The organism is Trichocoleus sp. FACHB-6, from assembly GCF_014695815.1.
Lineage (GTDB): Bacteria > Cyanobacteriota > Cyanobacteriia > Cyanobacteriales > FACHB-T130 > Funiculus > Funiculus sociatus.
In genome coordinates this window covers 36,404-58,296 of the sequence record NZ_JACJOY010000128.1, presented here as the reverse complement: position 1 = coordinate 58,296, position 21,893 = coordinate 36,404, and the positions used below count along the sequence as shown (strand labels likewise).

At 45.0% G+C, this 21,893-nt stretch carries 19 protein-coding genes and 3 pseudogenes; 13 read left to right on the top strand and 9 right to left on the bottom strand.

Annotated elements, in window-relative coordinates; translation table 11 throughout:
• Positions 1-110: 110 nt before the first annotated feature.
• From H6F66_RS29625 to H6F66_RS26845, 5 genes and pseudogenes are all read left to right on the top strand, one after another.
• Positions 111-461, top strand: a pseudogene (locus H6F66_RS29625) (glucoamylase); the annotation flags it as partial.
• A complete protein-coding gene (locus tag H6F66_RS26860; RefSeq protein ID WP_347269432.1) occupies positions 453-857 on the top strand; it encodes a carbohydrate-binding protein in 405 nt (134 codons plus the stop codon). The pseudogene H6F66_RS29625 and the gene H6F66_RS26860, both read left to right, overlap by 9 nt.
• Positions 858-1,010: 153 nt before the next feature.
• Positions 1,011-1,733 carry a pentapeptide repeat-containing protein gene (locus H6F66_RS26855; RefSeq protein WP_190428126.1) on the top strand — a complete coding sequence of 241 codons (723 nt, stop codon included), beginning with the start codon at positions 1,011-1,013 and terminating at the stop codon, positions 1,731-1,733.
• Between the two features lie 273 nt (positions 1,734-2,006).
• Positions 2,007-2,753, top strand: coding sequence for a Mut7-C RNAse domain-containing protein (locus H6F66_RS26850; protein ID WP_190428124.1), 747 nt, complete (start codon positions 2,007-2,009; stop codon positions 2,751-2,753).
• A 140-nt stretch (positions 2,754-2,893) separates the two neighbouring features.
• Positions 2,894-4,063: a pyridoxal phosphate-dependent aminotransferase gene (locus H6F66_RS26845; RefSeq protein ID WP_190428122.1), complete on the top strand. Its 1,170-nt coding sequence runs from the start codon at positions 2,894-2,896 to the stop codon at positions 4,061-4,063.
• Positions 4,064-4,106: 43 nt separating this feature from the next.
• Here H6F66_RS26845 and H6F66_RS26840 read toward each other — a convergent pair whose 3' ends face one another.
• Both H6F66_RS26840 and trxA read right to left on the bottom strand, forming a co-directional pair.
• A complete protein-coding gene (locus H6F66_RS26840) occupies positions 4,107-5,213 on the bottom strand; it encodes an alkene reductase (RefSeq protein ID WP_190428121.1) in 1,107 nt (368 codons plus the stop codon).
• A 101-nt stretch (positions 5,214-5,314) separates the two neighbouring features.
• Positions 5,315-5,680 carry a thioredoxin gene (trxA, locus tag H6F66_RS26835; RefSeq protein ID WP_190428120.1) on the bottom strand — a complete coding sequence of 122 codons (366 nt, stop codon included), beginning with the start codon at positions 5,678-5,680 and terminating at the stop codon, positions 5,315-5,317.
• Positions 5,681-5,825: 145 nt separating this feature from the next.
• Here trxA and H6F66_RS26830 point away from each other — a divergent pair, with 145 nt between their 5' ends.
• Positions 5,826-6,152: a metalloregulator ArsR/SmtB family transcription factor gene (locus H6F66_RS26830; protein WP_190428118.1), complete on the top strand. Its 327-nt coding sequence runs from the start codon at positions 5,826-5,828 to the stop codon at positions 6,150-6,152.
• A 56-nt stretch (positions 6,153-6,208) separates the two neighbouring features.
• Here H6F66_RS26830 and H6F66_RS26825 read toward each other — a convergent pair whose 3' ends face one another.
• The gene (locus tag H6F66_RS26825) at positions 6,209-6,913 is read right to left on the bottom strand and encodes a glutamine amidotransferase (protein WP_190428116.1); all 705 of its coding nucleotides are present in this window, start codon (positions 6,911-6,913) and stop codon (positions 6,209-6,211) included.
• 497 nt (positions 6,914-7,410) lie between these two features.
• Here H6F66_RS26825 and H6F66_RS26820 point away from each other — a divergent pair, with 497 nt between their 5' ends.
• From H6F66_RS26820 to H6F66_RS26800, 6 genes and pseudogenes are all read left to right on the top strand, one after another.
• Positions 7,411-9,393 (top strand): sugar-binding domain-containing protein, encoded by a 1,983-nt coding sequence (locus H6F66_RS26820; protein WP_190428115.1) that lies wholly within the window; start codon positions 7,411-7,413, stop codon positions 9,391-9,393.
• The gene (gene galT, locus H6F66_RS26815) at positions 9,305-10,405 is read left to right on the top strand and encodes a galactose-1-phosphate uridylyltransferase (protein WP_190428114.1); all 1,101 of its coding nucleotides are present in this window, start codon (positions 9,305-9,307) and stop codon (positions 10,403-10,405) included. The genes H6F66_RS26820 and galT overlap by 89 nt, the downstream gene beginning before the upstream one ends.
• Before the next feature lie 97 nt (positions 10,406-10,502).
• Positions 10,503-11,597, top strand: coding sequence for a M24 family metallopeptidase (locus H6F66_RS26810; RefSeq protein ID WP_190428113.1), 1,095 nt, complete (start codon positions 10,503-10,505; stop codon positions 11,595-11,597).
• 173 nt (positions 11,598-11,770) lie between these two features.
• The gene (locus H6F66_RS27930; RefSeq protein ID WP_199295039.1) at positions 11,771-11,980 is read left to right on the top strand and encodes a hypothetical protein; all 210 of its coding nucleotides are present in this window, start codon (positions 11,771-11,773) and stop codon (positions 11,978-11,980) included.
• A 312-nt stretch (positions 11,981-12,292) separates the two neighbouring features.
• A pseudogene (locus tag H6F66_RS26805) lies at positions 12,293-12,811 on the top strand (DUF6745 domain-containing protein); the annotation flags it as partial.
• Positions 12,812-13,278: 467 nt separating this feature from the next.
• Complete coding sequence (locus tag H6F66_RS26800; RefSeq protein WP_190428112.1) at positions 13,279-14,589, top strand: glycosyltransferase; 1,311 nt, start codon at positions 13,279-13,281, stop codon at positions 14,587-14,589.
• A gap of 52 nt (positions 14,590-14,641) precedes the next feature.
• On the opposite strand, the gene H6F66_RS26795 is transcribed toward H6F66_RS26800, so the two are convergent.
• Positions 14,642-14,860, bottom strand: coding sequence for a hypothetical protein (locus tag H6F66_RS26795; protein WP_190428111.1), 219 nt, complete (start codon positions 14,858-14,860; stop codon positions 14,642-14,644).
• Between the two features lie 428 nt (positions 14,861-15,288).
• Here H6F66_RS26795 and galK point away from each other — a divergent pair, with 428 nt between their 5' ends.
• The gene (galK, locus tag H6F66_RS26790) at positions 15,289-16,353 is read left to right on the top strand and encodes a galactokinase (protein WP_190428135.1); all 1,065 of its coding nucleotides are present in this window, start codon (positions 15,289-15,291) and stop codon (positions 16,351-16,353) included.
• 77 nt (positions 16,354-16,430) lie between these two features.
• Here galK and H6F66_RS26785 read toward each other — a convergent pair whose 3' ends face one another.
• The 5 genes and pseudogenes from H6F66_RS26785 to H6F66_RS26765 form a co-directional block, all read right to left on the bottom strand.
• Positions 16,431-16,802, bottom strand: coding sequence for a signal peptidase I (locus H6F66_RS26785; RefSeq protein ID WP_190428110.1), 372 nt, complete (start codon positions 16,800-16,802; stop codon positions 16,431-16,433).
• 517 nt (positions 16,803-17,319) lie between these two features.
• Positions 17,320-17,700, bottom strand: a pseudogene (locus tag H6F66_RS26780) (hypothetical protein); the annotation flags it as partial.
• A 157-nt stretch (positions 17,701-17,857) separates the two neighbouring features.
• Positions 17,858-18,349 (bottom strand): DUF4383 domain-containing protein, encoded by a 492-nt coding sequence (locus H6F66_RS26775; protein WP_190428107.1) that lies wholly within the window; start codon positions 18,347-18,349, stop codon positions 17,858-17,860.
• A 634-nt stretch (positions 18,350-18,983) separates the two neighbouring features.
• Entirely contained in the window at positions 18,984-20,219 is a 1,236-nt protein-coding gene (locus H6F66_RS26770; protein ID WP_190428105.1) for an LL-diaminopimelate aminotransferase, read from the bottom strand.
• A gap of 206 nt (positions 20,220-20,425) precedes the next feature.
• Positions 20,426-21,874 (bottom strand): MlaD family protein, encoded by a 1,449-nt coding sequence (locus H6F66_RS26765; protein ID WP_190428104.1) that lies wholly within the window; start codon positions 21,872-21,874, stop codon positions 20,426-20,428.
• Between the last annotated feature and the right edge of the window lie 19 nt (positions 21,875-21,893).

Below are 21,893 nucleotides of genomic sequence, written 5' to 3'. Positions count from 1 at the left end.
TTATGAGTTATTGCCAGAAACATCGGAGACTTTTATTTATCTGGCAATGATCCGTATCATGGTCAGGCGGTTGGCATAATATTTAACCCCTCACCACTTTTCAAACATCCTCTTATATCCTATCCTCGATTGCTGCAATTGACTCGATAATTAAACAAACAATTCCCGGCAAAGGAGACGGATGGTTTCGCTACAATCATGATGGTTATGGTGAAACATCAACTGGTGCTGATTATACTGGTGCTGGTATCGGGCGTTTGTGGCCTATTTTTACGGGAGAACGCGGTCATTTGGTCATTGCCAGCGGTGGAAATGCTGACTCTTATTTGGCAACAATGCGTGCATTTGCTAACAGTTCTTACATGATTTCTGAACAAGTTTGGGATTTAAACGCACCCTCTGGTTTTACGCCAGGAACTCCAACTAAATCAATGACACCCCTTTCCTGGTCGATGGGGGAATACATCACGCTGTTGGCATCGAATTATACTGGCAAAATAATGGATATGCCGGAGATTGTTTATCAGCGCTATGTGAGCAATTTATACAAGCCGCATCAGGATAAAACGGTTGATTATAACCAAGCTTTTGTGCAACCAGGGAAAGCTTTAACGATTTACTACAAAGGTTTTTTGGCGAGTTCTGAACAGTTAAATTTGCACTGGGGACGCGACAATTGGCAAAGCGTCACTGACAAGCCGATGCTTAAGCGAAATGATGGCTTTTGGGAAGCCACAATTGCTATACCACTGAGTGGAACCGCTTTAAATTTTGCTTTCACTGATGGGAACAATTGGGATAACAACGGAGGCAGCAATTTGAATAAAACCCTCTCCCCGGTTTTTTCCCGAAGATAAATACGCCTGTTGATTGATGTCTAAATATATTTGCGCTTGCTAGGCTATTCAAAGTTTATTTTAACCCAAATATAGCCAGCCGATTAATCGCGTTCGCCATTGACTTTAGCCGTCAAGCGTTTTTACCTCAATGATAGTGAAAAAAAGTACAGTATGAAAAGCTTAATACAAAAGATATTAAATTTTCCAATTAAATTCAATGGTTTTGAAGGTCGAAACAAGCAAGATGTTCTCTTATTTGACTCCTCATTTGCTGCCCAAGACATTGCCTTTATAATTGGCGGGGAGTGGGATGGTTGTAATGGGGTTTTGGTAACTAAAAATGATGAAGTAGCGGTTAATACGGCTGCTGAATTGTTAGGGGCGCGATGGTGTTACAATGGTGCCAAAATCGCCCATACAAGCAGATTGAGTACTGATGACTTAAGGCGACGTTATGCAGCAGGAGAAAGGCATTTTATCAATGCTAACTTGAGGTGCGCTAAGCTTGATGAGTGTTTACTTAGTGAAGCTAACCTGAGCTGGGCAAAACTGAGTTTAGCAAACCTGAGTGGAGCCAATTTAAGTAAAGCCAACTTAAGTGATGCAGATTTGATTGAAGCCAACTTGACCGAAGCCAACCTGCGTACAGCTAACTTGGGTAGAACAAACCTGGCTAAAGCTAACCTGCGGCTGGCAGATTTAAGAGGGGCGAATTTGAGTAAAGCTTTCTTGAGTGAGGCTAATCTCAGTGAAGCCGATTTAAGGGGAGCAAATCTAGAATTGGCAGACTTAAGAGGTGCTGATTTGAGTGGAACTAACCTGAGTGGTGCTAACTTAAGTGGTGCCAAGTTAATTGAAGCTGATTTGGCAACAGCAACCCTATCTAATGACTGAATTTGAGTATTATGGATACGTTATTAAGCATTGCTATTAGTTTGAGCGCGCGTTCATGGCAGGAATTGCAATGCTGTCCTTTCCACCATTAAAAGAGGCAGGAGGAAAAGATAATTGAGGTTAGTAAATCCAAGGAAATCTTAAAATTTTCCTGGTATAGTATCCGGCAAGTTGCTCTCATGGCGAGGCGCTACAAACGAAAAAATTTACAATTCCTTCAAGGACTATTATAAAAGAAAATTGTGAGAAACACAAGTTTATTAATTTCTCAATATGGCTAAAGCAGATTTTCGCTTTTATGCAGAACTGAATGATTTCTTGCCGCCTAAAAGAAGGCAAGTAACAATTACTCATTTATTTGAAGAACGCGCACCGATTAAGGACACGATTGAATCTCTGGGTGTACCCCATCCGGAAGTTGACTTGATTTTAGTTAATGCGAAATCTGTAGATTTTTCGTATATTTTAGCTGATAGCGATCGCATCCAGGTCTATCCGGTTTCCTCTGCCGATGAAAACGCAGCAATAATATCTCTCGTGCGACCTCAACCGCTAAATGTTATCCGCTTTGTTTTAGATATACATTTAGGCAAGTTGGCAACATCTTTACGAATGTTAGGCTTTGATACCCTTTACCGCAACGATTACGACGACGAAGAATTAGCCAAGATTTCATCTGCTGAAGAACGAATTCTCTTGACTCGCGATAAAGGTCTATTAATGCGTAGTCTAGTAACATATGGATATTATGTCAGAGAAACTAACCCAGAGCGACAAATTGTGGAAGTCATGCGACGCTTCAACTTATTTGAACGAGTTTCGCCATTGCAAAGGTGTCTGCGTTGCAATGGATTATTAAAACCCGTAGCTAAGGAAACCATTATTGATCAATTACCACACAATACCGCCTTGCAAATTAATGAATTTCATCGCTGTACTGAATGCAGTCAAATTTATTGGAAAGGGTCGCATTATGAACGAATGCAGCAATTTATAGAAGCAGTGCTTTCTTCAGGATGAGGGACTGAGGATTGGGGACTAGGGGCTGGGGAAGAGAAGAGAAGAATATAACCCTAACTTCTCGCCCTACCGCAATCCCTAATCACCTAGCCCCAGCCCCGGTTTTTGTCCCCAGCCCCTAGCCCCCAGTCCATTCCTTAATGTCAACCTTAAATTCTCGTATCCAGGCGGTACAATCGCCAATAATTCCCGTCGTCGGAGAACTAATCCGCAACCATCCAGGGACGATTTCCTTGGGTCAAGGTGTGGTATATTACAATCCGCCAAAAGAGGCAATTGCACAGATTTCGCAATTTCTAGCCGAACCAGAAAATCATAAGTACAAAGCAGTAGAAGGTATTCCACCTTTGCTAGATGTAATTGCGGAAAAACTGAAAGTCGATAATAATATCAAAATTAACAAAAAAAATTGCATTGTCGTCTCTGCTGGAAGCAACATGGCATTTATAAATGCAATTCTCGCCATCACTTCTCCAGGGGACGAAATTATTATCCAAACGCCTTATTATTTCAATCACGAAATGGCAATTACCATGTCGAGTTGTCGTCCGGTACTCGTTGCTACTGACGAAAATTATCAACTGCGTCCAGATGCGATCGCATCTGCAATTACAAATAAAACTCGTGCTGTCGTCACGATTTCACCTAATAATCCCACAGGCGCAGTTTACTCGCCAGAAGCCTTACGCCAAGTTAATCAAATATGTCGCGATCGCGCAATTTATCATATTAGCGATGAAGCCTATGAATATTTTACCTACAATAACGTAAAACACTTTTCTCCAGGCTCAATTTATGCTAATACCGATTATACAATTTCACTTTATACCCTCTCAGAAGCCTACGGTTTTGCTTCTTGGCGTATCGGATATATGGTAATTCCAGAACATCTGCTAGTGTCGGTAAAGAAAGTCCAAGATACGATTCTAATTTGTCCACCAGTCATCTCGCAGTATGCAGCATTAGGAGCATTGCAAACAGGAGTTGCTTACTGTGAGGAAAAAATTAGCGCGATCGCATCCGTGCGTCAACTCCTACTAGAAAAACTTGGTGGCATACAAGATATTTGTACAGTTCCCCCCGCAGACGGAGCATTCTATTTTCTGTTGAAAATTCATGCTAATCTGCACGCAATGGAGCTGGTAGAAAGACTAATTCGCGAACATGGTGTAGCTGTCATTCCCGGTACAACCTTTGGTATGGACGACGGTTGTTACTTGCGCGTCGCCTACGGTGCATTGCAACAAGAGACCGCAGCAGAAGGTATTGAGCGATTAGTGCGCGGTTTGAAGACAATTTTAGCGGCTTGATGTAACCTTCCTCGTTCCCAGTCACTGACTGGGAACGAGAGATTTACACAGTTTGTAATTCCAGACTGGGATAGTCAATATATCCCTTCTCATCTCCACCATAAAACGTGTCGCGATCCGGCTTATTCAGTGGAGCATTAGCTGCAAAACGCTCTGGCAAATCAGGATTTGCAATATACAGCCTACCGTATGCCACCAAATCCGCATCACCAGAAGCCAAGACAGCATTCCCCAACTCGCGGTCATATCCTCCCGCCGCAATCAGCATTCCCTTGAAGATGGGGCGGAAGTATCCCACAGACAAGCCGCCTGTATTGACTTCTAGCGTAGTATTGCCATCAAGTCTCGGCTCCACAATGTGCAAGTAAGCCAAACCAAAACGGTTCAGTGCAGAAGCTACATAGCTGAACAAAGCTGCTGGATTTGAGTCAGACATACTGTTAAAAGTGCCATTGGGAGAAAGGCGAATTCCTACCCGTTCTCCACCCCAAACACTTACCACCGCTTCAGTTACTTCCATCAAAAGTCGGGCGCGGTTCTCAATTGAACCCCCATACTCATCGGTGCGTTTATTCGTGCCATCCTGAAGAAACTGGTCAAGTAAATAACCGTTAGCGCTGTGAATTTCCACACCATCAAATCCCGCCGCCAAAGCATTTTCAGCACCTTGGCGGTATTGTTCGACAATCCCTGGAATCTCTTGAGTTAAGAGGGCGCGAGGAGTTACAAAGGGTTTTGGCCCCTCATTAGTCATAGCTTCTCCGACGGGAGCGATCGCGCTTGGTGCTACTGGCAATTCTCCCCCCGGTTGCAGTGACGGGTGAGAAATGCGCCCAACGTGCCACAGTTGTAGAAAAATCCGCCCGCCACGCGCATGAACTGCATCGGTTACCAATCGCCATCCAGCCACTTGTTCTGGCGAGTGAATCCCTGGAGTATTAGCATATCCCTGTCCTTGCGGCGATACTTGAGTTGCCTCAGCAATAATTAACCCCGCCGATGCCCGTTGTGCATAATAAGTAGCATTCATTGCTCTGGGAACATTTCCCGCACCAGCACGCATCCGAGTTAACGGAGCCATCACAATTCTATTAGGAAGTTCTAGGGAACCCAACTGAACAGGTGAGAAAAGATTGACATTAGCACTCATAGATAGAATCTCCATTGCAACGACATTAAAGTATCAGGAACTTCAACCAGCTAGTACAATACTTTCGCTGGCTGAAATCACCGATATAGAAACTGACTAATTTAAGCAGCTTGCTCTATTGTTGAGTTATTCTGTGGAAGTAAATCGTTGACTTTGGCAGCAAACACCGCCAGAGGCGCTACCCCAACTACTTGATCCACAACTTGACCATCTTTGAAAAACAAAACAGTTGGAACAGCTTGAATTTTGTATTGATTAGCAAGTTGCCCATACTCATCAATATTCAACTTGCCAACCTTAGCAACTCCTTCAAAATTGGCAGCTAATTCTTCAATCAAAGGATTGAGCATTCGACAAGGCCCACACCAAGCAGCCCAGAAATCCACAACAACCGGAACTGAACTAGCAACAACTTCGTTTTCAAAGTTATCTTCTGTCAAGATGACATACTTAGAGTTCTCTGACATGATTTTCAGCCTCCTTCAGGCTGGAGCGCAACGTGAGGCGAATCAACTGGTTTAGTAGTTAAACAACCATTTAACTAAATACTAGAACAATCTTCTATAGTAGTCAAGTAGTTATTTAACTATTTTTAGACATAAAATAGAAATTATGAATAACAACGATAGCGTTCAATCGCCCTCGGTGTATCGAGTTGCACAAGGGGACATAGAACGTCGGGCGAAAATCTTTGCGGCTCTCGCTGACCCAACACGCTTGCGGATTGTGGAGATGTTAGCTCTTTGCGGCGAGTGTGGGGAAAAGAGCGGTTCAGAGATAGCCAATCAGTTAGGGATTAGTCTGGCTCTATTTTGTCATCACTCTAAGACACTGCTGGAAGCTGGGGTAATCCAAACCCGAAAAGAAGGGCAAACCAAGTATAACTCGCTGAATCGGGAGTTACTGCAAGATTGCTTCGCCAGTTTGATGCCCAAATAACAGCTCTCTATCATCTCTGGTTTCCAGGCTCTGACTGGGAACCAGAGTAAAAGTAGTCACACTTTTGATTTTGTCGTGTGCAGCCAGAAGGGAAGAAAACCCTTTAGCCAATTTTCACATTCGCTGCCATAAAGTAATTGCTTTTGTATTTGTTCTTCGCGAGACTGTGCGCCTGGAAGTGTCAGCATATGAGCGCCAAGGGTAGTCCATTTTCTGAGCATTTTTTTGGTTATTTCCGGATGGAACTGTACGCCGTAAGCATTATCTCCATAACGAAAAGCTTGTGTTTCAAAAATCTCACCTTTAGCTAACTTAACTGCTCCTGTTGGCAGTCCAAATCCCTCAAGGTGCCAGTGATAAACATATCTAAGGGAGTCAAAAGGTTCTTGTGCTGCGTCTGCTGGCTCGACTGAAAAATAGCCGATTTCAGTCATGCCCTCTGGATGGGGTGCAACGGATGCACCAAGTACACGCGCCAATAACTGAGCGCCCAAACAAATTCCGAAAAAAGGCTTACCCGAAGAGAGAACAGTCGGTATCCAATCCAGTTCTGTACGAATAAATGGTAGGGTTTCGCTATCATTGGCGCTCATAGGCCCACCAAATATGACAACAGCTTCGTGGCTGTCCATCGTGTGTGGTAGTTCCTCTCCGATGCTGGGACAACGGATATCAAGTTCATAACCGTTGCTGCGGAGAATTTGCCCAACAAGTCCGGAATCTGATGTTTTTTGATGTATAACTAAAAGAATTTTTTTCACTATTGCATCTGTGTAAAGTTAGATAAGAATTTTCCTTGGGGGAGGCAATATAAACTGTTTGTTCTGGTACGGCATTAATACGGTTGAAATACTGGTAATATCTTCCTTATACTGCCTGTGGCATTGATAATGAAATTTTAGGCGATGAGTGTGGTGGCTTGCGGTTTCTTTTAGACACCAATAGCATATTTTCCTCAAACGCCACCCACGTTGCTCAATGATAAAAATACAAAGCAGTACGGTACTGGCTTCCCAATCTACGTTCTGTAAGTCGCTTCGAGTAGTCCAGTAGAAGGCTGGGCTTGTGTTACGGTCTCCAAAGCGCACACTACGTCTGGTAATGCAATTGTACTAAAGGGTAAAATAAATATAGGCTCAACTTGTTGAAACCTAGACTGTGTGAGACTTTGAAATATTTTTAAATAAAATATCCAAAAACAGTTACAGGTCAGATACTTGCGGGTACTCTAGATATATAACCTTGGGTAGATGAAGTTATGCAATTTTTAGGCAAGTGGCTGGAAAACTGTTATATCCCCTGCAATCCTGCTGACTCCGCTGATTGTTACGATCGGCAACCAGCGTATCCGCGTCCGCAGTTGGAGCGATCGCACTGGGTTTGTCTGAATGGCTCCTGGAAGTTTACATTTGATGACGATGGCAAAAAAATTCGTCCTTCAGATATTTCTGAGTGGACACATACCATTCAAGTCCCCTTTGCTCCCGAATCCGCCCAAAGTGGGATAGGCGATACGGGTTTTCATCCTAATTGCTGGTATGAGCGGGAATTTGACGTACCGGAAGGTGAGGGGCGGGTACTCCTCCATTTCGGAGCTGTAGATTATTGTGCGAAAGTCTGGGTCAATGGTCAGTTTATGACTGAACATGAGGGCGGTCATACCCCATTCACTATAGATATTACATCTGTATTGAATAAAGATGAACCCCAGCGGGTAACACTTTGGGCGCAAGACGATCCGCAAGACTTAGCTAAACCTCGCGGTAAGCAAGATTGGCAGTTGGAACCCCACAGTATCTGGTATCCGCGCACCAGTGGAATTTGGCAGACTGTTTGGGTTGAGCGCGTTCCCTCTACTTATATTCAGCGTATCCGCTGGACTCCGCACTTTGAGCGGTGGGAGATTGGTTTTGAGGCTTTTGTTGGGGGTGAGCTGCGCGATGGCATCCAAATTAAAGTTAAACTAACCGTCGGCTGTCATCTGCTGGTAAACGATACCTACGAAGTGATTAACGGGGAGATTCACCGCCGCATTGCTTTATCTGACCCTGGTATCGACGACTACCGCAACGAGTTACTGTGGAGTCCGGAGAAACCGACTTTAATTGATGCCTCTGTGCAGTTGTGGTCTGATGACAAGCTGTTGGATGACGTAAGATCCTATACAGCGATGCGGACTGTGTCAACTCAGCGCGATCGCTTTATGCTTAACGGTCGCCCTTACTATCTGCGGCTGGTTCTAGACCAAGGTTACTGGCCCGACACGCTGATGACTCCACCCTCAGATGAGGCGTTGCGGCGCGATGTGGAGTTAGCCAAAGCGATGGGCTTCAACGGTGTCCGCAAGCACCAAAAGATAGAAGACCCCCGTTTCTTGTATTGGGCGGACGTACTTGGTTTGATGGTCTGGGAAGAAATGCCCAGCCCCTATCGCTTCAGTCCCAAAGCCGTAGAACGCATTACGAAGGAGTGGACTGAGGTAATCGAACGCGATGCCAGCCATCCGTGTATTGTAGTCTGGGTGCCGTTCAACGAATCTTGGGGAGTTCCCGACTTGACAGCAACAGACGCGCATCGCCACTGCGTGCAAGCACTCTATCACTTAACCAAAACTCTAGACCCGACTCGCCCTGTAATTGGTAACGATGGCTGGGAAAGTGCGGCGACCGATATTTTGGCTATTCATGACTACGATAATAAGCCGACTCGGTTATCCAAGCGCTATGGGCCAGAGGTGAAGTTATCGGATCTGTTCGATCGCCAGCGTCCGGGTGGGCGCGTCTTGACGCTTGACGGGTATCCTCATCAAGGACAGCCTATCATGCTGACTGAGTTTGGGGGCATTGCCTACGCACATCGGGAAAGCCCTGATTCTAACAAAATATGGGGATACGTGCGTTCTGAGAATCTCTCAGAACTGGAAGTAAGGTATACCGCGTTACTGAACGTGGTTAACAAAGTCGAATTATTTAGCGGATTTTGTTACACCCAGCTAACGGATACTTTCCAAGAAGCTAACGGACTGTTGTATGCTGACCGGACACCGAAATTCCCCATAGAAGCGATCGCATCTGCGACTCTAGGTAGGGGCGGCGAAGACGAGGAAGACGCTATGCTCTCAGGGATGAAAGCTGGATGGTCGCAAGACAAAAATGCATTCCCTGGATCTGTTGAAACCGGATGGTCGCACTCTGAAGCTGTACAGCAGATACCCCATTGCGGAGGGAATTATAGCTCCTAGTCCCAGCAATGAACCTGTAGCCGCAAATCCTCATCTACGTTGGCATCCCTTGCGGGGAGAATGGATAGCTTATGCTTCGCATCGTCAGGGGCGGACTTTTATGCCGCCCCCAGAATACAATCCTCTAGCACCTACCACCGATCCTAACTTTCCCACTGAACTACCCCAAGGTCGATATGATGTAGCGGTTTTCGATAACCGCTTTCCCTCAATGACGCTGGCGGCGCATAACCCACCCGCCAGCATTGTTGAAACTCTCCCCGCAGATGGTGCGTGCGAGGTGGTGGTTTTTACTCAAGATCCGCAGGCTACTATCGGTTCCCTGGAACTGGATCATTTAGAATTGCTGTTCCAAGTTTGGAGCGATCGCACTCGCGTTATCGGCGAAAATCCCCACATTCAATATGTGTTGCCGTTTGAAAATAAGGGTGTAGAAATGGGGGTGACTTTGCAGCATCCCCACGGACAAATCTACGCTTATCCTTTTGTCCCGCCTGTTCCCGCCCGAATGTTAGAGCGTCAGCAGGCTTATTATCAGGAAAATAACCGCGGCTTGCTGCAAGATTTGATACAAAAGGAGATTGAAGACAAGCAGCGGATAATTTATCAGGATGAGCAAGCGATCGCATTTATCCCCGCTTGTGCGCGTTATCCTTACGAAGTTTGGCTTGCGCCCATCCAGCCTGCTGCAACTTTCATGGATCTTACCCCAAAGCAACGGGCGGGACTTGCCAAAGCTTTAAAGACTGTTACTCTTAAATACGATGGTTTGTGGAATCGTCCGTTTCCTTACTTGATGGCTTGGTTCCAAGCACCTACCGATGGACAACCGCATCCAGAAGCACACCTGCACGCCGAATTTTATCCGCCTTATCGTACCAAAGATCGGCTTAAGTATCTGGCGGGAACTGAACTAGCAGCAGGGATGTTTGCTAATGATGCGCTTCCGGAGGAGAAAGCTAAGGATTTACAAGCTATAGCCATAACACTCGAAAATTCGGTACGGTTGTGAATCAAAACCTAACCCCCTAACCCCCTTCCCTGCAAGGGAAGGGGGAAGAACTCCGGCTAGGGGCTGGGGAGGGGTTTCCTGCTGTAAAAGGTGAGTTATGAATCAATTTAGTGAAGAATCCCAGAAGCTAGAGTTAATCCGAAAAGCCCTAACTGAAGCCGACGCGCAGGGTTTACGGCTACGCGGCACAGACTGGTTCGCGTGGGCGACTGCTGGGGGTTCCAGCACCGTACTGCTAACCGCAGAAACCGGAGTCGCAGAAGTGCTGGTGACAGCCCAAGATGCCTGGATATTAACTGACGAAATCGAAGCGCAGCGTTTTAAAGATGAGGAAATTTCAGCAAATTTCCAGTTTTACGTCAATCCTTGGGCTGATGCTGCGGCGCGTGAGTCTTTTGTGCAGGAAGCTACCAATGGAGGGAAAGTTTTAAGCGATCGCCCACTTCCTCATGTCGAGAAGCGATTACCTGCGTCTCTACAACAGCATAAACGAACCCTGATGTCAAGTGAGCTGGAGCGATATCGCCAGCTAGGGCGTAAAGCAAGCGAAGCGATGACAGAGGTGCTAAAAGCCGCCAAGCCGGATTGGACAGAATATCAGCTTGCGGGTGCGGGTGCAGAGGCATTGTGGGCGAGGGGGATACATCCAGCGCTGACGCTAGTAGCAGGCGAGAGACGTTTGCCGCTTTACCGTCACGCTACCGCTAGCGGCGAAAAAATTGGACAGCAAGCGATGCTAGTGTTTTGCGCTAGGGAACATGGTTTGTATGCAAATCTGACCCGATTTGTGTCATTCGGTTCGTCCGATGAAAGCGCCAAATTGCACCGCCATGTCAGGGAAATCGAAGCGGAAGCGCTGAATTTTTTAAAACCTGGGGTATCGCTTAATGCAGTTTATGACACTTTAGCTAATGCTTATCAAAAGCACGGCTTTCCTAATGCCATCCGCGAACATCATCAGGGGGGAACTACGGGATATTTAGCGCGAGAAGTTGTAGCCAATCCCACAACTAATGACACTCTGGCGGAAAACATGGCTGTTGCTTGGAATCCAAGTGTACGGGGTGCAAAGATTGAAGATACTTTTGTCCTTGCTAATGATGGCAAGTTGGAAAATCTGACTTTAGATCCAAATTGGCCTAGCGTGGAGGTAGAAGGAAGGTTGCGCCCTGTACCTTTGGAAGTTGGATAATGGAAATGCCCTAGCGAATTCTATTCGCGCCTATACAGACTAAATCTGGCTATGCAGGTTTAAAAATACCAAATTCTCTTAAGTCCGCGCAGGCGGGCTTTGTTTGTATAGCCGCGATTTCTAATCGCCAGGGCAACTTTTGCACGAGATAGATTCAGCAACGCCGCCACAATATGTCACAGGAAAAGATTGAAAAGCTGACTCCAGAGCAAGAAGCTTTGATTCCGATTTATCGGGATAAATGGAGAAACATAGCATATTCAACTGAGCCAATTGATAGAGAAAAAGCTGCTGAAGCGGTAAAAGAAGCCTATAACTTGATTGCTTTATCTGAACCAAAGATTATTTTTTGTGATAGCCCTTATACAGCAGATAATCAGTAGTTGAGTAAAGAATCAAGAAAAGAATTTACAGATGATTCGTATGGCCGAGTGTCTCAGGAACTGGAATATAAACTATGGGACAAACTGATGGGGCAACTATGGGAAAAAATGAGGAGCTACTTTGAAACTGAAGAGCTACACACGCATCTACACAAGCAAGTGTCTAGCAAGATTGGTATGGAATTAGGTTTTGAATTATCTATATTTGGTTATTGTCTTGACATAGAAGAATGGTCTAGTAGTGGGGTTTTTATTGACTTTTGTGTTTTTGTTTTTAATTTAAATTCCGCTGAAAATTTAAAAGAATGGATTGTTTTTCAATCAATAGTTAAGAATTGCGGCTGGATTTACCCTTATGAAAAGATAGCAATTGTGTGCGATCGCCCTCGCGTCCTCTCCTTCGACAACCAGCAGCGTCTCCACGCGGAAGGCTCACCAGCAATACAATTTGCCGCCGGATACAGTCTCTACGCCTATCATGGCGTGAGATTACCTGAAAAATACGGAACAGTTCACCCGAACCAGTGGCAACCCCAATGGCTTTTAGAAGAATATAACGCGGAACTGCGGCGAGTGCTAATTCAGGGAATTGGCTATGATAAAATCGCCCAGGAATTAGGGGCAATTGAGTTAGATTCATATCAAGAATATACTTTATTAAAAATTAATACTGATATTGATATAGAGCAAATATCTTTGTTAAAGATGACTTGCCCAAGCACCAAATTTATTCATGTGTTGCGCGTACCGCCTGATGTAGTATCAGCGCGGGAGGCTATTCGTTGGGTGAATTGGGGAATTTCCCCGGAAGAGTTTGCGATTCAAACCTGAACGAAGGTCATGTACATTAGGGCTAATAATATAAAAATCACGTAGGTTGTCTTAAGTAACGAACCCCAATTATTATAAGAATTTGTTTAGTTTTACTATCGTTCGATGAACCTACACTTATTCTTGGTTGACAAAAACTAATATTTTTAGTATTTAAAATTACAACCTACCTTAACAGTAAGACTATTCTTTAGCTAGAAGTATAGATTAAGTAGTAGCAATTACTTTGGTTAGTAGCAACCAATAAAAAATATTCTTGTAGGGTTTAAATACCATAAGACAAGAATCTTTTATACTCTTTCGTGCTTTAATTATTGACTTAAGCTTTTAGCTATCAGTCTCAGAAGTTAACTGCGCGATCGCTCTTGAGGCAAATTTCTCAGCGATTACTTCTTGTAGCTTATCTTCTGAATCTATAGCAGTCCCCTAAAACCCAAACATCGTTAAAACTTTATTTGATCCAAGCCATGACTCACTTTGGTGTAATTTGTCCACCTTTTGCTGGTCATATTCATCCTATGGCAGCCTTGGGACGAGAGCTACAACGGCGCGGTCATTGCATCACCTTCCTGCAAATACCCGATTTAGAAACAGCAGTGCGCTCAGAAGGACTAAACTTTTGGCCTATTGGAGAGTCTGCTTATCAACCGGGCGAACTTGCCGAAAGCTTCACAGAATTAGGTAAATTAAGCGGTATAGAATCCCTACGTTATTCAGTAGACTTGTGCCAACGTTTCACAGCTACGATGTGCGAGGATGCCCCCTGTGCCATTGCAGAAGCAGGAATTGAAGCACTATTGGCAGATCAGCTAGAACCAGCAAGTGAAACGGTAGCCGAATACCTCCGCATCCCTTTTGTTACCGTGTCCTGCGCCCAAGCTATCCACCGCAAAGCACAAATTCCTCCCTTCTTCACTCTTTGGAACTACGAGAATAAGTTGTGGGCGCGTCTTCGCAATCAGGCTGCTTATTACCTATTAGATCGCAATAGCCAACCGCTTCTGCAAGCCCTCAATCAGTATCGTAAACAGTGGAAGTTACCAGTGGTTCGCAAATTGTATGCCTCCCGTTCTCGACTTGCCCACATTAGTCAGCAACCTGCTGCTTTTGATTTCCCCTGCGCCAACCTACCAAAGCACTTCCATTACGTCGGGCCTTTTCGCAATCCCTCGCCGCGCAAAATTTCCTTTCCCTACGAACGCTTGACCGGGCAACCACTGATCTATGCTTCGTTGGGAACTGTACAAAATACTAAAGAGGATATTTATCACTGCATCGCCGCAGCCTGCCAGGGACTGGATGTGCAACTTGTTATCACTCTTGGGGGCGGGATGGATGTAGAAGCGGTGCAAGGACTGCCCGGTTCTCCCTTAGTTGTAAAATATGCCCCTCAACTAGAACTGCTTTCCAAAGCTAGGTTAACCATCACTCACGGAGGACTCAACACGGTACTAGATTCGCTGAGTCACGGGGTTCCTATGGTTGCCATCCCAATCACATACGAACAGCCAGGAACGGCAGCGCGAATTAAGTGGACAGGGACTGGGGAAGCGCTTCCTTTGGCTAGCCTGAACGCGACTGAACTGCAAGCAGCTATTCAACGGGTGCTAACGGAGGATTCTTACTTAAATAATGCCTTAAAGTTGAAGGAATCTATCCGTCAATCAGGGGGCGTAAAAAGAGCTGCTGATATTGTTGAGCAGGTGGTCAAGTCCGGGCATCCAGTCCTGTCGGGGTTAACTCCAGTTGTATCTAGAGGGGTTGCCTATTCTACCTAATGATTTTGGTAGGGAGGAGGTTCTCAACTTTAGTTAATCCTAGTGATGCCAGTTAACTCATGGCTTGGGAATTATTAGCTTCCTGCCAAGCTGTCCATGCGGAATATACGTCTTCCTCCACAAGTCCTTTCTTACTAAAATCTGGGGTATGATCGACTAACACTTTGAGTGTTGAAGTGTAAGTGTTCCCAATTATTTCATGCCCGTAGCCGATAACTTTGCCGATGTGTCCTGTTTTTTTGCTGAGGACATAATCACCTATATTAAGCATAATTACCAAGCCTCTTTGTTTTCTTAAAAGATTTCTGTTTGTCTAATTAATTTTATAAAAGCTCTACTTATTATTTACTCTTTCTAGGAGCTAATTAAAGCTGATTTTCAGGACTATCTGCGGTAGGATGTAGTGTTAAGGATAATGGTGATAATTTATACAAAAGGTATTATAAAATAGTAAAAAATGTGGAGATAGATTAAATATTGAAAGAATAACTATTGCTGATCGAGGTAAATGTTAACGAAATGAGGCATACTATGATGTTAATAAAAGTCAAGTTTTTATATAGATATCATAGTTAGTGGGAAATTATATTTTTCTGGTTCAGTTAGGAATAGCCAGCCACAAAAAAATTACTTTTCCAAATTTTTCGTTGAGAAAATACGAAAAAAAGTCAATGTAACGCTAGTTCGTAATAAATTATGATGGACTTCCAGCAGATATTTGGTAAAACACCTGAAATGCAAGCCAGCGCACCAGGACGGGTGAATTTGCTAGGCGAACACACCGACTACAATGATGGATTCGTGTTACCAACAGCGATTCCACAACGGACAACGGTAAATTTGGGTTTCAGCAAGGATGGACAGCACCACTTTTACTCGCAAGAACTCGACGAACGGGTAAGCATTTCAGACAACGAACACACGCCGCCAGGATTTGCCAGCTATATATTAGGGTGTATCAGGCTTTTGCAGCAGGAAAAACAAGCAATACCGCCGCTGAACCTGCACGTTAGTTCGTCGGTACCGATGGGTTCGGGTTTGTCTAGCAGTGCTGCTTTGGAAGTTGCAACGCTTAGGGGAGTGCGATCGCTCCTCAATCTCGATCTCGATGATGTCCGCATCGCCGAAATAGCACAACAGGCGGAGATTCAATATGCTGGCGTCAACTGCGGCATTATGGATCAGATGGCGTCGAGCTTGGCTGACACAGATTCTATGCTGTTTTTAGACACGCGATCGCTAGAACGCCAAGTTATCCCTTTCCCTGCTGGTGCAGAAGTTTTGGTGATCGATAGTGGCGTACCGCGCACGTTGGCGACTAGCGGATACAACCAGCGTCGCGCTGAGTGCGAAGAAGCAGCGCGATCGCTGGGAGTTAAAGCGCTCAGAGATATCAGCGATCCGCAAGCAGTGGAAAATTTACCCGAACCCCAGCAGCGTCGCGCTCGTCATGTCGTCACCGAGGATAACCGAGTGCTGGAGGTTCTGCAAGGAGTGTCAGCACAGCGGTTTGGGGAATTGATGAACGCTTCTCACGCCAGCTTGCGCGACGATTACGAAGTTTCCGTTCCAGCGCTGGATACCCTCGTGGCGATCTTACAAGAAACTCCGGGAGTTTTTGGTGCGAGGCTGACTGGTGCTGGTTTTGGGGGCGCGTGCGTAGCTTTGGTTGAGGCGGGAAAAGCGGGCGCGATCGCGCAAAACGTACTTGAACGTTACAACAATGCAGGTAACACCGGACGCATTCTAGTTCCAGAAATTTAATTGTAGTCTTTTAAAACCTTCCCCAACCTTCGCCATTTACGGCGAGGGTTGGGGAGGGCTGGCATTAGTTTTAGCAATTAGCCAACTTCTATGCTATCGCCTGAGATTGAAGGCCATCGGACAGTCAGAATAATAGAATCTTCAAGAGCAGACCAAGAATGAGCTACACCAGGCACCCAAAGAACATAGTCACCCTCACTAGATAATAATACTTCATCCTCAGGAAATTGCAGGCGAAATCGCCCTTTAATCAGAATAGAAAGTGTGGTTGCTTCCTCGTTCGTTGCCCACTGATTTCTACTATCTCCTGCTTGGTGGACAGCCCATTTTACCTCTAAATCCGTGGTCGAACGCGGGTCATCTGTCGGAGTTACAAAGTGACCTAGAATCCAACCCCAACGTTTTTTACCTTCAGTCTGAGCGTTTCCAAAAATAACTTTAGGCTGCATTAGGTAATATCAAGTAGCGTTCAAATATGTCATGCTGTCTTCAGCATCGCATATATAGCAATCCTATTTAAGTTGTGAACGAGTATTCCCCTGGTGTAGGGACAAGGCAATGCCTTGTCCCTACACCAGGGGTTGACGAATCATTTAGGATTGCTATAGCCATCCTAATTTATTTAGATTCTCCCTTTTCTCCTCTTCTGCGCTCTCTCTTTCCCCTGCGGTTCGTAAAAAAAAGGGAAATTTCACACCTAAAATAGGATTGCTATAGTTCCTATGAATGCAACTTGGTACAATCAAACAATTTTGACATTGCTTGCCTTAGCTTTCTTCGGCTTACAACGAGACAAACAAGCCTCAAGATAAGGACAGTCTTCACACTTGATTGCTTGCCCTGGATTAGCACACCCACAGGGAAGATGTAACAAACACTCTTGAGGTTTTTTCAGTGCAAAACTGAAAGTTGTTTCTCGCAAACAAATAATGAAATCTCTTGCAATCATAATAATTTTGTTTTCCCCTATGTGATATTTAAGACAGATTTTGCTGTTGATTTCATACCAGAACCTACATCAGCTAGAGCCTGAGCAATCCGACCCTGAGTATGCAGAAAAACCCGCGCACAATTGCGTCCCGGCATCCCGCAAGCCACCTGATTTTTCAACTCCTCAGTCCATCCTGTACCGTTTAAACCAGTAGCTGCTGCACCTTTAATTTGATAAGGGGCAAAAAACTCAATCCACGTATGTTTACTAGGCAGTGCAAGGGATGTTTCTAACATTGAAGGTACAGCTTGAAACATCGCAGCATCTTTTGGAATCTTACCCACACTGGGGTCAGCTTGAGCTTCCTCCACATAGCCAACTGAATCCGCAATTAACACCGAGGGAATCAAATACTTCTTTTATTTTCGATATCCTGGGAAATTTCAGCTTCATCCTAAAAGCTTGTCTTACTTCTACTTAAGGAATAGTTTTATGTTAAATAAGATTGTATTTTAATATACAAAATACTTACAGCGTAGGGTGCGTTACGCTTAGCTAACGCACCCTACCAAACTAGACGCCAGGCGATACACCAACATCCTTTAATTTTGCAGGCTTAAAGAACCCATAATAAGCTGCTGCTGCCGCCGTGAGAGCATTAAGCCAAACATTGTTTCCTAAGATTGGCATTAAGCCGAAAGTTGTGTTCGTGAAGGGCAACAAACCCATAATTGCTATCAAGGTATATACAATGGCAAAACCTTGATTGAATACCAGCGCACCACTAGGGCTAGTAGCCGCAGCAATTCCCAGAATACCCACTACAATATGTACGGCATTATGCAAATAATTGGTGGGAAATAGTCCCAACACATTGCCGTATCCGTCACTAAACTTGAGATTAGGTACATAAAGCGGCGCATCGGATGCAACTTCAGGCATAGCAGTAAAGCCTGGTATAAATCCAACAATGCCTACAAACAAAAAGAAGATGCCAATGGCTAGGGCAAAAGCACGCTCTTTGTCGCTAATCCGGTTGATTAGATCACCATAACGCTGTTGCATATTGATACCTCATTTCTAACAAAAATTACTCAAAATTGGTCAGGGAGGAATTTCGGTTTAACTTACTATCGGTCATGATGGTAGGAAGTAATCCGGGGAACTTCCTGCCGGATACCATACTTTTTATTAAACTGATTTAATATCGCTTTAAATCTACCCAAAGGCATTATTGAATTGGGTTGAGCAGTTTATTGCTCTACATAATAAGGAATAGTTCTGCGTTTAGTTTACTTTGTTACTATAAATACAAAAAATCACACTCATCAAAGCTTAGAATCTAGCAGAGCTTACACACGCTTACTATGCCGAATAGGATAATATTCGGGGTAACTGTAGACGTATACATAAATACCTCATTAACTGTTTAGTGCATTTTCCATTACATATAGCAATCCTATTTGATTTGTAAACTGTATGCGTGGCTTACGAAAAATATATATAGCGTTTCTCAGTTGGGTGGAATATATTGTGGTTCTAAGGTTGGTAGGGGCATGGCATTGCCATGCCCTACATATGTATCGCACCCAATCCTTGAATTGCTATAGTTCACGTCTCAGATAGGATTGCTATACTTACCACTACCAATAAAAGGTCTAGTATGATCAACGAGAATCGATAGTCAAAACTACTCGCCCTAGACCTTAAATTGCTCGGTAATCCGTTTCATTGCCTCTTCCACATTTTCCCGACTATTAAACGCCGAGATGCGGAAGTAGCCTTCGCCTGCTGCACCAAAACCAGAACCGGGGGTTCCCACAACATTCGCTGTGTGCAGCAACTTATCGAAGAAATCCCAACTAGACAAATCATTGGGCGTTTTCACCCAGACGTAAGGTGCATTCACGCCCCCATATACTTGCAATCCGGCTGCTGTCAGCTTCTCGCGAATAATTTTGGCGTTTTCCATATAGAAGTTGACAAGCGCCTTAGTTTGTGCGATACCTTCTGGGGAATAAACCGCCTCGGCTCCGCGTTGCACGATATAAGACACGCCATTAAATTTGGTGGACTGGCGGCGATTCCACAGCTTCCAGAGTTCCACATCAGAACCATCGGTGGCTTTTGCTGTGAGCGTTTTTGGTACTACTGTTAACGCACAACGGGTGCCAGTAAAACCTGCATTCTTGGAGAAGGAGCGAAACTCGATCGCGCAATCCCTTGCTCCTTCAATTTCGTAGATGGAGTGGGGAAGGTTGGGATCGGTGATAAATGCTTCGTAGGCTGCATCGAAGAAAATGATGGAGCCATTGGCTTTGGCGTAGTCTACCCATGCTTTCAGGTGTTCTTTGGTAGCGATCGCTCCCGTAGGATTATTGGGGAAGCACAGATAAATCAAATCAACTTTCTCGCGAGGTATCTCTGCGGTAAAGTTGTTCTCTGCGGTGATCGGCAGATACACTAAACCTTTAAATTCGCCCTTCTCGTTAGCGTCTCCCGTATGTCCTGCCATCACGTTAGTGTCTACATACACCGGATAAACAGGATCGGTAACAGCGATCGCATTATCATCTCCAAAGATGTCGAGAATGTTGCCTGTATCGCACTTGGAACCGTCGGAGATGAAGATTTCCGACGCATCAACCTCGCATCCCCGCGATTGGAAGTCATTAATAGCAATTTTCTCGCGTAACCAGGCGTAGCCTTGCTCTGGGCCATAACCTTTAAAACTAGCGCGATCGCCCATTTCTTCCACAGCTTTGATCATAGCCGCGCGGCAGGCTTCCGGCAGTGGTTCCGTGACATCGCCAATACCTAGCCGAATAATGTTGGCATCAGGATTGGCTTGTGCGAAAGCATTCACCCGTCGAGCAATTTCGGGAAACAGATAGCCTGCTTTCAGCTTCAGGTAGTTGGTGTTAATTGTTGCCATACTAGATTGTTCTAAACACGCTCCGCGACAGAACCAGTAAAATATTATATTGACATCCTTGGGTCGCTATAACATCCTTGGCGTTTAGCGGGGGTTCCATTCACAGATTCTAGGCTAGGCATTTCTGCCTCCTGTTTGTTTGAAGTTAGCCGCAGCAGAAGTTTGGATGATAGAAACAGTCATTCATCCTGAGTAACAAAAGCGAGTTAATTTTTCTTTTCAAAATCCGCCGCTGGCTGAGTTGATTCTTCATGCCAGTAGGCAGGGGGTAAAGCGATCGCTTTCGGTCGAGCAATTGGGTTAGACTTTAACTGCTTCTGGGCCTTAATATTTGTCAAAGGGCTAGAGGAGAACGATGAAGAAACGTCTTTATTCATTTTTCCTGCGGCAACTTGCGTGTTAATCGCCGCTCTTGCGGGTTCCAAAACCTCAGCTATCTGAACCTGCTGCTCTAGCTGCTGCGTTGAAGACACCAAACCGCTGAGTCCATTGACCAAATTTCGTAAATTGTTACGGAAAGCTTGATCTCCTGTGAGATCGTCCAAATCGGATGTGATTTTCTGGGCGTTTTCAAAAGTTGTCCGCGCCGAATCCAATGTTTGTTGTAATACCACCAAATTTGTTGGACTATTAAGAGCGGTGGTAAGGTCGCGCAAGTTAGCTGATGCCTGCGCCGCATTAACAGATGCCTGCGCTGCGTTAGCCGAAAGAACTTCTAAATTACGCCGCAGTTCCGTATTGCCAAACTGGTTGACTTGTCCCGTCAGGCTGTTGACTGTAGTGCGTAGTTGTAGGCTGCTCGTGGAAAAGTTATCTAAAGTGCTGAGCAGAGTCGAGCGATTTTCTACCACTAAGCTGTTGACATTGCCAAGCAGTTGGTTTAACTGAGTGGCGGTTAGGCTGTATTGATTGGCAGTTCTAGTAATCTGATTTGCTGCCAAACCGAATTGATTGGCTGTACCGCCAATTTGACTAAGTTGGGCGCTGGATTGGTTAGCGGCACGGGTTACAGCATTGGCAGCGCCTGAGAAGGTTTTTATCTCTTGTTGTACTGTCGCGCTCAAACCGGAGAAATCGCGAGTTAGTTGCGCCACTCCAACTGCGGCATCGCTGGTATTTTTAGTGGCTGCTTTCAGGTTAGCTAATAAAGTTGGGTCGTTGTAGAGATTGGCAATGCGGGTAGTGCTGCGAAGCAGTTCATCGAAACTAATACCAATTTGACCTCTTACACGCTCGTTGTTACAAACAATCAGACCCGTTGGGCATTGGGGGTCAAGCGGCAGAGCAACTTTAACTTCAGGGGGGAGCTGCTTGAGGGGATTAATGTCGATGGAAGTTTCGCTCAACAGACCGGATTGATTGGCTTCAACTACGACTTCATTTGGCATTACCAAGTCTGCTGGTGAAATTTCCATTGTCACATCCACGCCATTAGAGCGAGGATTAATGGCGGTAATTTGACCGACGTTAACGCCGCGATAGCGGACGGAAGCGCCTTGTTGCATTCCCCCAACGTTGGCAAATTCTGCGATTATCGTGTAGCTTTTTTTACCATACCTGATGTCACGTATCCAAAAGATTAGTCCACCAAACAAGAAAAGGGACACTAGGATTAACAAACCGACGGAGCCTTCTCGAACTGTTCGCGATCGCATCTGTCTTCCTCATAAAATT

What these genes read in the sequence shown, in the direction of transcription:
- H6F66_RS26860 (WP_347269432.1), top strand. Translation starts at nt 453, where the DNA reads ATGGGGGAATACATCACGCTGTTGGCATCGAATTATACTGGCAAAATA.
- H6F66_RS26765 (WP_190428104.1), bottom strand. Translation starts at nt 21,874, where the DNA reads ATGCGATCGCGAACAGTTCGAGAAGGCTCCGTCGGTTTGTTAATCCTA.
- galT (WP_190428114.1), top strand. Translation starts at nt 9,305, where the DNA reads ATGCATTCCCTGGATCTGTTGAAACCGGATGGTCGCACTCTGAAGCTG.
- H6F66_RS26775 (WP_190428107.1), bottom strand. Translation starts at nt 18,349, where the DNA reads ATGCAACAGCGTTATGGTGATCTAATCAACCGGATTAGCGACAAAGAG.
- H6F66_RS26795 (WP_190428111.1), bottom strand. Translation starts at nt 14,860, where the DNA reads ATGCTTAATATAGGTGATTATGTCCTCAGCAAAAAAACAGGACACATC.
- H6F66_RS27930 (WP_199295039.1), top strand. Translation starts at nt 11,771, where the DNA reads ATGTCACAGGAAAAGATTGAAAAGCTGACTCCAGAGCAAGAAGCTTTG.
- galK (WP_190428135.1), top strand. Translation starts at nt 15,289, where the DNA reads ATGGACTTCCAGCAGATATTTGGTAAAACACCTGAAATGCAAGCCAGC.
- H6F66_RS26800 (WP_190428112.1), top strand. Translation starts at nt 13,279, where the DNA reads ATGACTCACTTTGGTGTAATTTGTCCACCTTTTGCTGGTCATATTCAT.
- H6F66_RS26830 (WP_190428118.1), top strand. Translation starts at nt 5,826, where the DNA reads ATGAATAACAACGATAGCGTTCAATCGCCCTCGGTGTATCGAGTTGCA.
- H6F66_RS26785 (WP_190428110.1), bottom strand. Translation starts at nt 16,802, where the DNA reads ATGCAGCCTAAAGTTATTTTTGGAAACGCTCAGACTGAAGGTAAAAAA.
- H6F66_RS26820 (WP_190428115.1), top strand. Translation starts at nt 7,411, where the DNA reads ATGCAATTTTTAGGCAAGTGGCTGGAAAACTGTTATATCCCCTGCAAT.
- H6F66_RS26770 (WP_190428105.1), bottom strand. Translation starts at nt 20,219, where the DNA reads ATGGCAACAATTAACACCAACTACCTGAAGCTGAAAGCAGGCTATCTG.
- H6F66_RS26810 (WP_190428113.1), top strand. Translation starts at nt 10,503, where the DNA reads ATGAATCAATTTAGTGAAGAATCCCAGAAGCTAGAGTTAATCCGAAAA.
- H6F66_RS26845 (WP_190428122.1), top strand. Translation starts at nt 2,894, where the DNA reads ATGTCAACCTTAAATTCTCGTATCCAGGCGGTACAATCGCCAATAATT.
- H6F66_RS26850 (WP_190428124.1), top strand. Translation starts at nt 2,007, where the DNA reads ATGGCTAAAGCAGATTTTCGCTTTTATGCAGAACTGAATGATTTCTTG.
- H6F66_RS26840 (WP_190428121.1), bottom strand. Translation starts at nt 5,213, where the DNA reads ATGAGTGCTAATGTCAATCTTTTCTCACCTGTTCAGTTGGGTTCCCTA.
- trxA (WP_190428120.1), bottom strand. Translation starts at nt 5,680, where the DNA reads ATGTCAGAGAACTCTAAGTATGTCATCTTGACAGAAGATAACTTTGAA.
- H6F66_RS26855 (WP_190428126.1), top strand. Translation starts at nt 1,011, where the DNA reads ATGAAAAGCTTAATACAAAAGATATTAAATTTTCCAATTAAATTCAAT.